Below are 13,772 nucleotides of genomic sequence, written 5' to 3' on the forward strand. Positions count from 1 at the left end.
CTGACCACCTGGGCGGAAGAAGCCATAGAACAGACGCTGACTTTCTTCCGGCTGCCGCGTCAGCATCACAAGCACCTCAAGTCCACCAACATGCTTGAACGGCTCAACGAGGAAATCCGCCGGCGCACCTATGTCGTGCGCATCTTCCCGAACGCCGAAAGCTGCCTGCGCCTGCGCCTGGTCAGCTGGCCGTCGAAACCAATGAAAACTGGATGGAGGCCAACCGCTATATCAACATGGATGATCTGCGCGAGCACAAGAAGCTCGCTCTACGCCAAGCCGCATGACCAGTTTCATGATCGCCCATTTTGCAGAACTTGACGCACACAACCGTAGGGAAGGGCGGATTTAACCCCCAAAACACCCGCGACAGAGATGCTCAAGTCACGCTCTTCAAAGCCATTCTGATTAGACGTGACGCTGCGTTCGCAAAGGGTATCGAGCGGGTTAGTTATGTATGAAAACTGTGACGCCCCGATCGAGCACGGATTCGCACGCATATTTCTCTAACCCACGCCTCTCGGGCGAATGAACCGCCTCTCTGCTTACTCTGGCCGTGCCGTCTTCTTCTCCCGCGGCAGTTCGCGTCTTTGTTTGCAGACGACCACGATCGATTTGTCCCAGCGATCCACTCGCCGCTGGGATAGATGATTGCTTTGCTGATCTTGAGGAACGATGGCCTGATCCGCATGCAACGCGCCCGTTCGAAGAGTCCCGTCGCTTACCTGGCCGTGACAGCGAGCGATGACTTATTCAGGGGTGAGCAAGTTGAGGGTCAGGCATTGGCGGGACAGATAGCAGAGTTGTGCAACAGATTGTTGCACCCGCGACCACGTCGGTAGAGACCCGAGGAGAAATGTCGGCGGCATCACCGCGGACGCTCGTGGTGACCCGAAGCTCTCAATAGAGCTCAATGACCGCTTTGCGTCTAATATGACAGGTCGAGCGCGCTACCCTCTTGCCTGAAAACCGGAACGGCGGTTGCCGAATGGCTAGTTATCCAGAACCAATCTGACTTTCTGGGCGAGAGCTTGGAGGGTAGCGGGTTTCTGCAGGAGTTGAACGTTTGGATCGATGATCCCATTGCGAACTATGGCATCACGTGCGTAACCGGACGTAAAGAGCACCCTCAAGTCAGGCCGCAATTCAACGGCAGCATCCGCAAATTCCCGACCGTTCATTCCGGGCATGACAACATCCGTCAGCAGCAAGGAAACGTCTCCTCGATCCTCAAGAATGCGCAGGCCTTCAACCCCATTCTCAGCAGAAATCACCGAATAGTCGAGATCCTCGAGCATTTGCATTGTCAGTTGTCTTACACTCGCCTCGTCCTCGACGACGAGGATCAATTCCTCTGGCTTGCCATTGGCAACGTCTTGGCTGTTCGCCCGCCGTGCTCCATCGGCGGGACCATTGTGCCTTGGCAACCAGATGCTGATGGTAGTCCCCACCCCCAGTTTTGAATCGATTTTGACATAGCCACCGGACTGCTTGACGAAGCCAAACACCTGACTCAGCCCAAGGCCGGTTCCCTTGCCGACACCTTTGGTGGTAAAAAACGGCTCGAAGGCTCTTTCCAGAACCTCCGCGCTCATACCCGAGCCCGTGTCCCTCACCGCAATAAGGACGTAGGGGCCGGGGGAAATGCCATGATCTGCAGCAACCGACTGGTCGACCAGGAGTGCAGAGGTTTCGATTGTCAGGGTTCCGCCCTCCGGCATGGCATCGCGAGCGTTGACCGCCAGATTTACGAGGACATTTTCGAGTTGGCTGGGATCAGCGAGCACTGCACCGTCATCGGATTGCACGACCGTATTGAGTGTTACGTGCTCGCCCAGCGTCCGGCGCAAAAGCTCCGACATATCCTGCACCATCCGGCCGACGTCGAGGGATTCAGGGGAAAGCGGCTGCTGCCGGGAAAAAGCCAGTAGCCTTTGCGTCAGCATGGCAGCTTTGTGGGCACCCTCGGTCGCGGCTGCGATCAGTTGGTGCACGCCGGGCTCGCCGCGGTCGACGCGCCGCTGGATCAAGTTGAGTCCTGAGATGACAACTCCCAGCATGTTGTTGAAGTCGTGCGCGATACCGCCCGTGAGTTGCCCCACCGCCTCCATTTTCTGGCTTTGGCGCAGCTGATCCTCCAAATTCCTGCGGACGTTGATGTCGCGCCCGGCGGCGTAATATTGGTTGTTTCGCGGCATAAATTGCCAACTGTACCAGATGAACCTGCCATCATTGGCACGCATGCGTAAGTCGAGGTCGCGAACCGCAACCCGGCTATCCGATAGTGAGAGCCGTGTCACAGCCGCAACATCTTCAGGATGAACGAAATCCTCGAAAGTCTTACCCTCGACCTCGCTTTCGTCCAAGCCGAGATGCTCGGTCCAGGCCGGATTCACACTTTGGCACTTGAGGCCGAAATCCGTTACGACGAAAAGATCCTGGCTGACGCGCCAGATCATATCGCGCTCACCGGTTGCGTCAGCTACCCGTTGCTCCAACGTCTCATTCAGGGTCTTCAGCTTCAGTTGTGAGGACAGGCGATCTGTTACATCGCGCAAAAAGGCGGTGGTGAATTGCTTGGCGCCACCTGACCAACGGCTAATCGAAGCTTCGAGATGGCGCGTCGACCCGTTGCGCCGCTTCACGGAAACCTCTCGATGAACTATTTGCTGCCCTGAGCGACTGGCGTCGTGCAATTGCGACCACCGGTCGCCTTCCACGAACAGACCGGCGCTCGGCTGACCGGCAAGCGATGCCTTGTCGATTTCAAAGAGCACCTCGGCCGCCGAATTGGCTCCCTGGATTGCCCCAGTGTCATCCAGGGTAAGAATGGCTTCCGCGGCGCTTTCCATGACCGCATCATAACGGGCATTCTGCCGTTGGCGCAGCACGGCTTCCCGCCGCATCGCCCCCGTCACATCCGAAATCTGAATAAGGCATTCATACGCACCTATCGCCCCGATTGGTCGGATGGAAATGCTATGGATCAGCGGCTGGCCCGCTCGCGTCCGCAACGCAAGCAGGGCTGGGTGGAGTGTAGCGGTCAGCAGGCTGGAGGCCCCGGCTTCCAAAGCCTCGTTTAACGCAACGAGGATTGGGCCGAGCGGCCGGCCGGGAAAAAGCTCCTCCATTGATTTTCCGATCGCCTCGGTCGTCCGTATATTGCTGGCTGCGGCGATCCAGGCATTCCAGGCGGTCACTTGCCTTTGAGAACCGAGCACGATTATACCGCAATCGAGTGCATCTAATATCGGCGTCGAATTATCGTGAGAAGTGTTCAACATGGCACTATTTATCGTTCCCACCGATCCGCTCGATAAACTCGCACAAGAGGCCCTTTAAAACCGCTAGGGAAGGCATGTCCATCAGCATGGCAATGTAGCCCGTGATGTCATTGTCCTTGACGGTGAAGTTTATGTAGAGAAACAGTACGACCTCGCCGGGTAGGGGCGGCGGCGCCAGATTGAAGAAGTCGGTTCCAGTGCCTCGAATGACCTCAGGCAAGGAGACGCGAAGACTACGGCGCAACAGGTTGGCGATGGTGGCCAGGCAACTATTGAGAATGATGTTGCCCGTCTCTGCGAGTGCTTCCTGTTCAAGGTCGATGATGTCTTCCAATGAATGGTCCGGACCGGCTACAGCACGCACAAGTTCGAGACTTCGCTCCTCTGGGAAAATAAGCAACGCGCGACCAGTGATATCACCTTCGAAAACCTGGTGAACGGCAACCAGACGGTCCATCTCGCGTTCGTCCAAGATATCGATGGCTTGCTGCCTGCCGACGAGGTTGATTCTTGGGACGGACAGGAACACCTGTCGTCCAACCATCTCGCGGAGATTCTTGGCGGCTCGGCTGACGGCGATGTTCACCAGTTCAGTGAGGGCATCCTTCTCGAGTTCTTCCAAGACAAGGTCGGCCGGAGTCATCATTGATCGTCCTGACCAATGGGAGTGTCGGGTTTGCCGAGAAACGCAACCAGGTCCGGGCCATTCACTGGCTTGGTCAGGAAGGAAGCGCCCAGCGCCTTTGCACCTTCGACTATCTCGTGCTGCTGATTAGCGGAAATCAGTGCCAATCGCATTGACGGATCCTGGGCACGAAAGTCCGCCGCCAAGGCAAGCCCATCGCGGCCGGGCATATTGTAATCCATCAACACGATATCAGCCGCGAACTCACTCGCCAGTTGAAGCGCCTCATCAGCGTTGCCGGCCTCTTTACGCACCCATGTCGGATAGTTCTTGGCGAGAATCTTGACCAAGGCCATTCTCGCAAGCTTGCTGTCGTCGACGATCAAAACGTTCATTACGACCTTCATTTCAGCTGGGGTTAGGGATATCGCATAAAATGCAATAATTGTGAACTAGCCGCCATGCACTGCCCGGAAGCCGCGATGAAAATAGCTTTCGAGAAATGGCGAGCCCGACGGCCCAATGACCCTCACGCGGGCCGCCATCAGGACTTGCAGAACGGCAGCATGGATCTTGGTGCACTTCCGCCAGTCAACTAAGATGTTGCCTGACTCAACCAGCATTGCCAGCAGGGTTTCGCTGTCTTCTAAAGTGCAGTCGCCCTCAAGCCGGATCGGTCCACCGCTTGGGTCGGAAATGACGGTCATTTCACCAAAGCCTCCACATCGAGAACAAGCATGACGCGGCCATCACCCAAAATTGTGACGCCTGCAACGCCTTCTACACCCGCGAGCACCCCCTCGATGGGTCTCATCAGTATATCCATTGTCTCCCCGACATCATCGACCTCTATCCCGCACATGTCGTTCCCGACCAGGACGACTACGACTTGGAAATCGTCGGCGATCGTTTCCGACGGCGTTTCGCCAAGCGTCGCCGCAAGACTAACGAGCGGGATGGTATGGCCGCGATGCCCGAACACGCGCGCGGCGCCAACCATCGAGACATCACCGCGCGAAAGTCGACGGGTTTCGATAACTTTCTCAAGCGGAACGCCAAAAACTTGTTTGACTACTTCCACGGTGACCAGGTGCGTCATCAGGATGGAGTAGGGCAGGGTGAATTTTGCGATCGTCCCGCTTCCGGGCTTCGTCTCAATGCCAACCGATCCGCCGAGCGCCTCGATCGCCGATCGCACCGCGTCCATCCCAACCCCACGACCGGAGACCGTGTTGACAGTTGCGGCTGTCGAGAACCCCGGATTGAACAGCAATTCCAATGCATCGTCATCGGAAAGCGAGGCGAACCCGGTCGTCAGGCCGCGTTCTGCCGCAACCCGTCGAACTCTCGCGAAATCCACACCTCGACCATCGTCTTCCACCTCAACGACAATGCTGTCGCCGACTTTCGCTGCACGCAGGCAGATCGTGGCATGCGGTGGCTTCCCTGTCCTGATGCGCTCGTCCGCCGGTTCGACACCATGGTCGATTGCATTGCGAAGAACATGCATAATCGGCTCTCCAAGAGCCTCGACGATGGTCTTGTCTGCTTCGGTGTTCTCCCCTTCTGTCACGAGAACCACTGACTTACCCGTTTCGGTCGCAAGGTCTCGCACCAAGCGCTGAAACCTTTGGAACACCTGTCGCATGGGCAAGACACGGATGCTCAAGACAGAACGCTGCAACTCATCGACCAACCTCTCCAGTCGGGATTGTTGTTCCTCCAACACGGCCGCCAAATCCGCCGATGGAGTTCCACTCCGGGCTAGCGTTGCGGCATGCGTTAGGGCATTCTTGGCAACCGACAGTTCGCCGGCCAAATTCACTAAGGCATCAATGCGTTCGACGCTCACCCGCAGTGATCGGGCAGCATTTGAGTTCGGGATGGCGAGGCGGGAATCCCGGTTCACGGAGAATTCGAGGACTTGGGCCTCGTCTCCCAAAACCCGGTCGATCAGGAGGATGAGTGCTTGTCGTCCCTCTGGATCGTCCGCGTCCGGCACACTACCATCGTAGCGTTCCAGCGTATCCTTGTGCCGGACGCTCCGAGCCAGGATATTCATCACCACGCGCCGCGCGGCGCCTACTCGGCCGGCCAGACCTGTGGTCGCGACCTGGGAAAGGAGTTGGGACTGCGCTTCGAGCACCAGCCGCGCCATCCGGCTAAGTCCTGCGCGCTGATCGGGGACGGCAGAAGAAAGCTCGCGGATCTCGAGGACGCTCGAAGAGTCCGAGCTTATCGCTTGGGTATAGCGCAACAAAGCGTCCTGCGGAGCAGAGGACAACGCTGTGAAGAGCAGGTTGCACTCGAATGGATCACCTTCCCTCAACGAAGGCCAGACATGAACCTGTTCCACATGAAGAGCTAACAGGCCAGGCAGGCCGGCGACCAACGCAAGGGGATCTTCGCCGCGAAAGAAGCACTGTGGGTCGGGCTGGAACAACAACCCGGTTGAGGCTCGGGCTGCGACATCATGGTTGGCCTTCAAAAGAGATGTCAACCACCCCGCCGCCAACAAGGCGGGCGGGCTCTTTCCCGGAGGTTCTTCCCATAGCGCCGCTTGCAAGCGGCGGACCATCTCATCCGCGGTCGACCCTGCATCCTCCGGGACAGTTCCCTTTACCTCAATGCTATCGAGCCAGCCGGTGACTTGATCCAATGCCCAGAGACAGTTGCCGATATCCGCAGTGCTTAACGTCCTCGTACCGGACCGGCCGGAATCGAGCAGTTCCTCAGCCGCGTGCAGACCCCTCGCCATATCTGGAAAATCGACGATACCGGCCCCGCCCTTGAGGGTGTGAAACGACCGAAAAGCACTGTCCAGCCTAGTGTGATCGCCTGAATCACCTTCGAGCGCCAGAAGATCCAGTGTTGCCTGCTGCACAGACTCGCGGCACTCCACCAGGAACTGCTCAAGAAGTTCAATCATGGGTTGATCCAGCAAGCAAGGCAACGAGCTCCAACAGGTCCTGCCCAGCGACGGGCTTGGCGGCGTAGAAGTTCGCTCCGGCAATTTGGGCAGCCCGCAGGTCATGGAGCCCGGCTTCCGTACTGGTGATGAGCACGGGGGTGGACGCAAACGGTTCGCCTCGTTGCCGAAGCATCCTTAAGAAGCTGAGGCCATCCATGACCGGCATGTTGATGTCCACGATCAGAAGGTCGACGATCTCGAACCCAAGCAGTTGCTCCAAGGCTTCCACCCCGTTCAAAGCCTCGAACACCTCATAGCCCGCTGGCTCCAGCACGCTTCGATAGTACAGGCGCACGAGAGCTGCGTCATCGACCACCAGGACGCGATGGAGCGTAGGTTTGCTCACCGCCCGACCTCTGGTTTCTGATAGACAATACCATCTTCGAACCGACGGATTTCGAACAGCGGAGAGATACGGCTCATCGACTCTGTGTGGCCAAGGCAAATGTAGCCGCCGGGTAAAAGGCTTTCATAGAGGTTGTCTGCAGCAATGCGACGCGAAGCGTCGTCGAAGTAGATGAGGACGTTTCGGCAAAAAATGACATCGAATTGGCCGTGGTGCCTGGTCTCGTTAGATTCTATTAGATTGACACTGGAAAATTGCACCGACTCCCTCAACTCTTCGACAAGCCGCCACCGATCGTCGGCTTCTTGGTGAAAGTAGCGGTCGATGACCTGGCCCGGCAAGCGCATCAGTGCGCGCTTGTCATAAAAGCCGCGCTTGGCCGCGGCAAGCGCTTCGGTATCGATATCTGAGCCGCAAATCTCGATGCTGTAGGCGTCGACCAGCGGCCACTTGTCCAAGAGCCACATCGCAATCGAATAGGGTTCTTCCCCAGTCGCGCAAGGTACCGACCACAAACGCAACTGGTCTTTCCCATAGCCGGCTGCGATTCTTTCACGCAGCAAATCCTTCGTGAGACACCGAAATTGATGATCTTCCCGGTTGAAATAAGTCTCATTGACGGTAAAGGCGTTGATGAACTTCTCGATCTCACCCTCGGCATCAATACGAAGTTTTGCGAAATACCTTTCGAAAGAAGGAGAGGCGGTTGCGTTTGCACGATCAGCGATCCGGCGCTCTATGTAATAGCGCTTGGATACCGAATAGACCATGCCGGTGCGTCGATAGAGGAAGTCTCCCAGTCGACGGATCTCTTCGTCCGTGATCTCGATCACTGAGGGGCGTTCCGCGCCCCGATCCGGAGGGCCGCGGTTTTGGCGGCGAAATCCAAAAAGGGATCCGAGGGAAAACGCGCGGCGCACTGGAGTAACAAGGCAACGTGGTCAGGCGCCGCCACCTCCGCCATGACGTCGATCGCGGCACCGCAAACGTTGCCATTGCAATCATTAGCCAGGAGGGGAACCAGCAAATCAATCACCGTTGAAGGCTGCTGCGCGCGAACGAGTTCGCAGGCGAGGATGCGAACGTCGGGCTCCGGGTCACTGAGCAGTCCAGTCAACCGCGGCAGGAGCTGATCTTGCAATGCGCGCAAGGCGTCTAGTGCCCCGGTGCGCAAGCGGGCATCGTCGGATCGTAGGTATTGCAGAGCAACGTCGACGCTTGCCGCATTGGCTGATCGCATAAGGGCTGTAAACAAAGCCTGCAGCACGCCATCAACCGCTTCACTCTGAATTGCGCTGGAGATCACACCGGCGTTGTCAGAGGTGACAATAAACTCGCGAGCCGCCGCTCGCCTTTCCTCACTGTTCCGACTCGTCAACGAAGAAAATGCATCCGTGGGCGATGCGTCGCGGATCCCGGCTTGGTTGGGAAGCTCTTTGCGGATCAGAGGCAAGGCACAACCTTCATCAATTGCCGGGCTATCTCGGGTAGCGGCAGAATCCAATCTGCACCACCGCCCTTGACCAATTCCCCGGGCATCCCCCAAACCACTGCGGTTTCTTCCGCTTCAGCGATCGTCGTTCCGCCTCGCTCGTGCAGGAGTTTCATAGCACTGGCGCCGTCATTGCCCATTCCGGTCATGAGAATACCGATAAGGTCGCTGGGAGGTATTTGTTCCATGGCACTTCGAACAAGCCGGTCGGCGCTTGGATGCCAGGGATAGTCGACCTGGGACGGGACATTCATGGCAAATACGACGCCTCCTCGGCGCGATAAAATCATGTCCGCCCCACCCCGCGCAATGTAAGCGACACCAGGCACGACTTCCGTAGGGCGGGTAACCTCCACGATCTCGATGGCGCTCAGGCTGTTCAAACGTTTGGCCAGTGCGCCCGTGAAGGATTCTGGCATGTGCTGAGCAATCAAAATTGGCCAGGAGAACGATGCTGGCAGCGCTCCGACAACAGCCTCCAGTGCTGGCGGCCCTCCTGTCGAAACGCCGATGAGCACCAGCCCATTTACCCCAGTTTTTACGATGGGTTTTTTTGACGCTATTGGGGCGGGATAAGGACTTGTCGGCAGCGTCTGCCCTATACGGTGGCGTATACGTTCCTGCAATCGCAGCGTGGGTTTGATGCCGGTGACGGCGGCGGTTCGAATCTTGTCGAGCAGATCGTCTTTCATCTGATCAACGCGTAAGGACAATGTTCCCGAAGGCTTCGCAACGAAATCGAATGCGCCGAGGCGAAGCGCTTGCAGGGTCTCATCGGCGCTCTGTGATGTCACTGACGATACCATGACGACCGGGGTCGGCCTTTCCAGCATGATACGATCAAGGCACATAAAGCCGTTCATCTGCGGCATGTGGACATCGAGCGTGACCACATTGGGGCGGAAGGCGTGCAGGCGCTCCAGTCCTTCGGCGCCATTTCGAGCGGTTTCAACTTGGAATTCGGATGCGTCCGACAGCATTCCGGCAAGCAGCTTTCGAACGAGGGCAGAGTCGTCGATGATCAGAACCTTGATCAAGTCTGCAGCTTGGTTTGAAAAGAGTCCAGAAAGGTGCGCTCGGCACGCGTGAGCAGTTCGGTTGGATCAAGCAGCATGAGGATGCGAACGCCTTCATCCAGGCTGACGATCGACTGGATCAGGCGCGTAGTTTCTCCCGCCAGATCCGGCGCCCGAGCGAGCGCTGATGCATCGACGCCCAGGACTTCCGAGACGCTGTCGACGATGATCCCGGCGCGGTGGGAACCGGATTTGACCACAATCAGACGCGTCCGGCCACGATTCTCAAACGGCGGCATGTCGAAGCGCTTCCGCTGATCGATGACAGGCAGCACCTCGCCGCGCAGATTGATGACCCCTTCAAGAAATTTGGGCGTCTTTGGAACCCGCGTCACACGCTCCGGCACCAGTGCAACTTCCTCGACGACCTCAATGGGCAAGGCGAATTCGCCGGCGCCAAGTTGGAAGGCGAGCAGCTTGATCTCGTCGCGCTTTGAACCTTCTGTCGGTGCGGAGCCGTCTCGGGCCGGAGCTTGCACATGACCCAGACCACGCATGGTTTCCTCGCTGAGCAACAAATCCGGGTGCAAGACCGACAGCAGCCGGCTATCCGCCTCGCTCCGATAGATTGCCTTGACCTTAGCCTCGCCGCCAATTCTGGCGGCCATAATTGGCGGCACGGGTTCCAGCCTCAGAGGATCGATGGCGATGCTCTGCTTGACAGCGTCGACAACGACGCCGACCGCGGTGCCGCGGACATACGCGACGATGACCTTCTCATTTCCCTGAAGCTCGTTAGCGAGGCCAAACAGTGCTCTTAGGGACAAAATTGGCAGCAGTCCGTCGCGGAACGATATCAAACCAGGGACCTGCGCATCCGCGCCCGGCAGAGAAGTCAGGCCTCGGGGGATATTGAAGACCTCCTGCACCTCGGCAAATGGAAATGCGTAATCCTGCCCATCGACTACGAACGTTGCGAGCATTTCTCGACCTACAGCGCCTATCGCGCTCATATCAGGAACCAACGTGCGGCTGCGGCCGGTCACACGATCCCGGGCTTGGGGGGTAAACGCCCCTTCGAGCAGGGTATCAACGTTGAGAATCCTCACCGCCTCGCCATCATTTGAGAAGACACTGTCATCGCCGCTGCTCACCGCGGCGCCCTTGAGTGAATGACGCTGCTCGATGCTGCTTGCCTGTACGTTGACGATCCCTTCGACAGTGTTGACAAGCAGCGCATACGGCGCGGGTGCGTCGATGACCACGGCTCGCGCCGAATCCGACAGAGCTTCAGAAGCAAGTCGCAGCAAGCGGCTCAAGTCCGCAATTGGCACAATTGACCCACGCAAGTTCGCTAATCCGCACAAAGCCGCTGGGGCTTGCGGCACCTTTGCCATTACGGGTACCCTGACGATCTCGGCCACCCGATCGACCGGAACCGCGTAAGTATGCTCGGAGCAGCGAACCGCCAAGAACCGTTTGGATAGCGCCGCTGGCGCGCCTTGCTCAGACATTTTGTGACTTGAGCTCTTCAGCGAGGGAGGCAATCTCCTCAATCGCCGCAGCCAGGTCCTCAGCTCCTCGCGCTTGCTCTTGGGAAGCGGTCGATGCCTCTCTAGACGCTGCACCGGCTTCCTCTGCGGCTGTTGCAATCTGCTTCGCGCCAGCTGAAGCCTGGCTCGCCGCAACGAGTATGTCGGTAGCGCCAGAATTGATCGCTTTGCTCGCCTCGACGAGCTGCGCCAGCTCTTCTTTGGTCTTCTCAAATACCGCTAAAGTGGCGCGACTATTCTGAATCTCGACTTCCGACAGGCCGCAGATCCGCTCGAGATCGCCACGCAGCGAAGATATCTGCTCGATCATTCCGCGAACCGTATCCTTCACTTTATCCAAGGATTGCGATGCTTCGCGCGCCAGCCCGCGAATGTCTTTGGACACCAAGGAGAAGCCGCTGCCATAGTCGCCCGCCCTGGCTGCTTCGACCGCTCCACTGACGGCAAGCATGCTGGTCTGAACCGCGACTAATGTGATCGCATCGACGATCTTCTCGATCTTGCGGCCAGTTACCTCCAAACTAAGCAACGCAGATACGCTCGCTGTCGTGTCCTGGAGGGAACCCGTCAATCCGTTAATAAGGCTTTCGACCGCCGCGTAAGTTTCCCTCAGCGACTGTTCCATCGCTGCAACACGCTCCTCGGCTGCAACTGCATTTTCTTTTGCAAGGGCAGCACTTTGCTCGATCTGGCTCAGTGAGGCCGAACTTTCGTGGGTGGCCGCCGCCTGCTGCTGGGCGCCACGGTTGATCTGCTCGACCGCAGCCAGAATCTGACCGGCGGCCCCCGAGAGCTCCTGAATATTCGCCGACAGCTGTTCGGCTGCCGAGGACGCCTGCTCGGCGGCTTTTCCTGCGTCTCCGCCGCGCAATAGATTAGCCAAGCGTGCCAGCGCGTGCGCTGCCGTTTGGCCTTCAACAAGCGCCTGCGTCTGCTGTTGGATCGCTGCCTGCGATTCCGCAGCTGCAGCCGACTGCTGCTCCGCGGCACTGGCAACTTGCTCGGCACCTTTTTGCGCCTCGGTGGCGGCTTTTTCGGCTTCAACCGAAGCCAGCGAGATGGCGCGGCTGCCGAGCGCGATCTCGCCCGCGGTTTCCCGCATGGCGCGAAGGTTTCGCAGCACGACGTTTGAGGCCTTTGCTTCGGATGCCGCAGCGTGAGCGGCAGCAGCGACTCCGGCTGCAACCGCGCTGACATCTTTTTGGATGCTGGTGGATAGCGCCTGAACTTCACGTGCGCTGGTGTCGGATATCTGCGCCAGCGACCTTACTTCTTCAGCGACTACGGCAAATCCGCGGCCATGATCGCCGGCGCGAGCGGCTTCGATGGCGGCGTTTAGGGCAAACAGATTCGTCTGGTCCGAGATGCGGCTGACCGTGCGGCCTATAGCTCCGACTTCTTCAGCGCGTTCTTCGATAACGGCAATCAATTGTGCCGAGCTTTCCTGGCGAGCGGCATTTCGTTCAATCGCACTGACCGCATTCATCACCTGATTCGTCACATCGGCAAGCAAGCCCTGCACCGATTCCGATCGCCTTTGCGAATCCTCGGCTAAGCGTCGTCCCACGGCCAGCGTTTGCGTGGAGTCGCTGATTGTGCGCAGTTGTTCTTCAGCCGCGCCTGATGCTTCCTCCGCACCCGCGGCGATCTGTTCCATCGATCGCCGTAATTCTTCACCGGCGGCCGATGCCTCGGTGATGCCGCTGGCCAGCTCCTCAGTGGCGGCGGCAAACCGTTCGGCTATTTGTCCGTGAGGTAGGTCTGATTTGATGCTTTGGCGTGATCTGGCCGGCAAATCTGCTTTTTCGGGATGCAAACCCTTGTCTGGTCCAGTGCGTTTCGCGATCCTTGACGTCTTAACGAGCGACATATTGGATGAAATCCTATTTCGCGGTAGCGGCGTTTGCCTGATTTCTATCTTATCGCCGGTAAGCGCGCCACCGCAGATAGCCTGGCCACGTGCAATCCTGCTGGATTGCGGTCGGCCACTATCGCAAGGCAGGTGCCACTGGCCGCATATAAGCGGTCCGCTGTTCGATGAACGATGCCATTGCGGTAGGTTCGCTTTCTTCCAAAATGAGAGATCATCGAGGGCCCACCGCGCAACTGAGATAAAAACCGCGACCAGTTTGTTTTGGCCGCAGATGCGGCAACTCGGGAATTTAATCGAAACGGAACCCATACCCATACCCGGACGCCACCCATTTTGGAACCGAAGGCGCCCGGCCTTGCAACCCTGGAAGCCGCTGAATATGAGGTTCAAGGGCGCCGCTTCTAGGCGAAATGTGGGTGGGTGGCCGTCACGGTCTCGCCGGCCATTTCCTCGACATGGGGCATTTCGCGCGCTCCTAGATGTTTGATCCCAGGCTTTGATGGCGCATACTTTTCGTCCGAATCAAAGGATGCGCTATGGGCCAGGTTCTTCATGGGAGCGCCACGACGACAGAGGCGATCCGTCGAGCGATACAGCATAGTCAAGAGAGCC

General features: G+C 58.0%; 12 protein-coding genes and 1 pseudogene. 1 reads left to right on the forward strand and 12 read right to left on the reverse strand.

The window, feature by feature from the left end; all coding sequences use genetic code 11:
- Window positions 1-287, forward strand: a pseudogene (locus NKI05_RS31260) (transposase); the annotation flags it as partial.
- Window positions 288-992: 705 nt separating this feature from the next.
- On the opposite strand, the gene NKI05_RS31265 reads toward NKI05_RS31260, so the two are convergent.
- The 12 genes from NKI05_RS31265 to NKI05_RS31320 all read right to left on the reverse strand — a co-directional run.
- The gene (locus NKI05_RS31265; protein WP_352794103.1) at window positions 993-3,284 is read right to left on the reverse strand and encodes a PAS domain-containing hybrid sensor histidine kinase/response regulator; all 2,292 of its coding nucleotides are present in this window, start codon (window positions 3,282-3,284) and stop codon (window positions 993-995) included.
- A 4-nt stretch (window positions 3,285-3,288) separates the two neighbouring features.
- Window positions 3,289-3,930 carry a chemotaxis protein CheX gene (locus NKI05_RS31270; RefSeq protein WP_023673726.1) on the reverse strand — a complete coding sequence of 214 codons (642 nt, stop codon included), beginning with the start codon at window positions 3,928-3,930 and terminating at the stop codon, window positions 3,289-3,291.
- A complete protein-coding gene (locus tag NKI05_RS31275; RefSeq protein WP_023707350.1) occupies window positions 3,927-4,304 on the reverse strand; it encodes a response regulator transcription factor in 378 nt (125 codons plus the stop codon). The genes NKI05_RS31270 and NKI05_RS31275 overlap by 4 nt, the downstream gene beginning before the upstream one ends.
- Window positions 4,305-4,361: 57 nt before the next feature.
- Window positions 4,362-4,616, reverse strand: coding sequence for a hypothetical protein (locus NKI05_RS31280; RefSeq protein ID WP_023673728.1), 255 nt, complete (start codon window positions 4,614-4,616; stop codon window positions 4,362-4,364).
- On the reverse strand, window positions 4,613-6,838 hold the full coding sequence (locus NKI05_RS31285) for a chemotaxis protein CheA (protein ID WP_023673729.1): 2,226 nt from the start codon (window positions 6,836-6,838) through the stop codon (window positions 4,613-4,615). Before NKI05_RS31285 ends, NKI05_RS31280 begins: the two co-directional genes overlap by 4 nt.
- Window positions 6,831-7,226, reverse strand: a complete 396-nt coding sequence (locus tag NKI05_RS31290; protein WP_023673730.1) for a response regulator — start codon at window positions 7,224-7,226, stop codon at window positions 6,831-6,833. Before NKI05_RS31290 ends, NKI05_RS31285 begins: the two co-directional genes overlap by 8 nt.
- Window positions 7,223-8,059 carry a CheR family methyltransferase gene (locus NKI05_RS31295; RefSeq protein WP_023673731.1) on the reverse strand — a complete coding sequence of 279 codons (837 nt, stop codon included), beginning with the start codon at window positions 8,057-8,059 and terminating at the stop codon, window positions 7,223-7,225. Before NKI05_RS31295 ends, NKI05_RS31290 begins: the two co-directional genes overlap by 4 nt.
- Window positions 8,056-8,679 (reverse strand): HEAT repeat domain-containing protein, encoded by a 624-nt coding sequence (locus tag NKI05_RS31300; RefSeq protein WP_023673732.1) that lies wholly within the window; start codon window positions 8,677-8,679, stop codon window positions 8,056-8,058. Before NKI05_RS31300 ends, NKI05_RS31295 begins: the two co-directional genes overlap by 4 nt.
- The gene (cheB, locus tag NKI05_RS31305) at window positions 8,670-9,755 is read right to left on the reverse strand and encodes a chemotaxis-specific protein-glutamate methyltransferase CheB (protein ID WP_023673733.1); all 1,086 of its coding nucleotides are present in this window, start codon (window positions 9,753-9,755) and stop codon (window positions 8,670-8,672) included. Before cheB ends, NKI05_RS31300 begins: the two co-directional genes overlap by 10 nt.
- Window positions 9,752-11,248: a chemotaxis protein CheW gene (locus NKI05_RS31310; RefSeq protein WP_084630992.1), complete on the reverse strand. Its 1,497-nt coding sequence runs from the start codon at window positions 11,246-11,248 to the stop codon at window positions 9,752-9,754. The genes cheB and NKI05_RS31310 overlap by 4 nt, the downstream gene beginning before the upstream one ends.
- Window positions 11,241-13,469 carry a methyl-accepting chemotaxis protein gene (locus NKI05_RS31315; protein WP_352628648.1) on the reverse strand — a complete coding sequence of 743 codons (2,229 nt, stop codon included), beginning with the start codon at window positions 13,467-13,469 and terminating at the stop codon, window positions 11,241-11,243. Before NKI05_RS31315 ends, NKI05_RS31310 begins: the two co-directional genes overlap by 8 nt.
- A 92-nt stretch (window positions 13,470-13,561) precedes the next feature.
- Window positions 13,562-13,772 (reverse strand): hypothetical protein (locus NKI05_RS31320; RefSeq protein ID WP_352794106.1); only part of this gene is annotated, 211 nt, incomplete at its 5' end.

Origin of the sequence: Mesorhizobium sp. M0771 (assembly GCF_040320155.1) — a bacterium.
In the GTDB taxonomy this organism is placed as follows: domain Bacteria; phylum Pseudomonadota; class Alphaproteobacteria; order Rhizobiales; family Rhizobiaceae; genus Mesorhizobium.

Coding starts and splice junctions, on each gene's coding strand:
- NKI05_RS31265 (WP_352794103.1), bottom strand. CDS start 3,284: ATGTTGAACACTTCTCACGATAATTCGACGCCGATATTAGATGCACTC.
- NKI05_RS31270 (WP_023673726.1), bottom strand. CDS start 3,930: ATGATGACTCCGGCCGACCTTGTCTTGGAAGAACTCGAGAAGGATGCC.
- NKI05_RS31275 (WP_023707350.1), bottom strand. CDS start 4,304: ATGAACGTTTTGATCGTCGACGACAGCAAGCTTGCGAGAATGGCCTTG.
- NKI05_RS31280 (WP_023673728.1), bottom strand. CDS start 4,616: ATGACCGTCATTTCCGACCCAAGCGGTGGACCGATCCGGCTTGAGGGC.
- NKI05_RS31285 (WP_023673729.1), bottom strand. CDS start 6,838: ATGATTGAACTTCTTGAGCAGTTCCTGGTGGAGTGCCGCGAGTCTGTG.
- NKI05_RS31310 (WP_084630992.1), bottom strand. CDS start 11,248: ATGTCTGAGCAAGGCGCGCCAGCGGCGCTATCCAAACGGTTCTTGGCG.
- NKI05_RS31315 (WP_352628648.1), bottom strand. CDS start 13,469: ATGGGTTCCGTTTCGATTAAATTCCCGAGTTGCCGCATCTGCGGCCAA.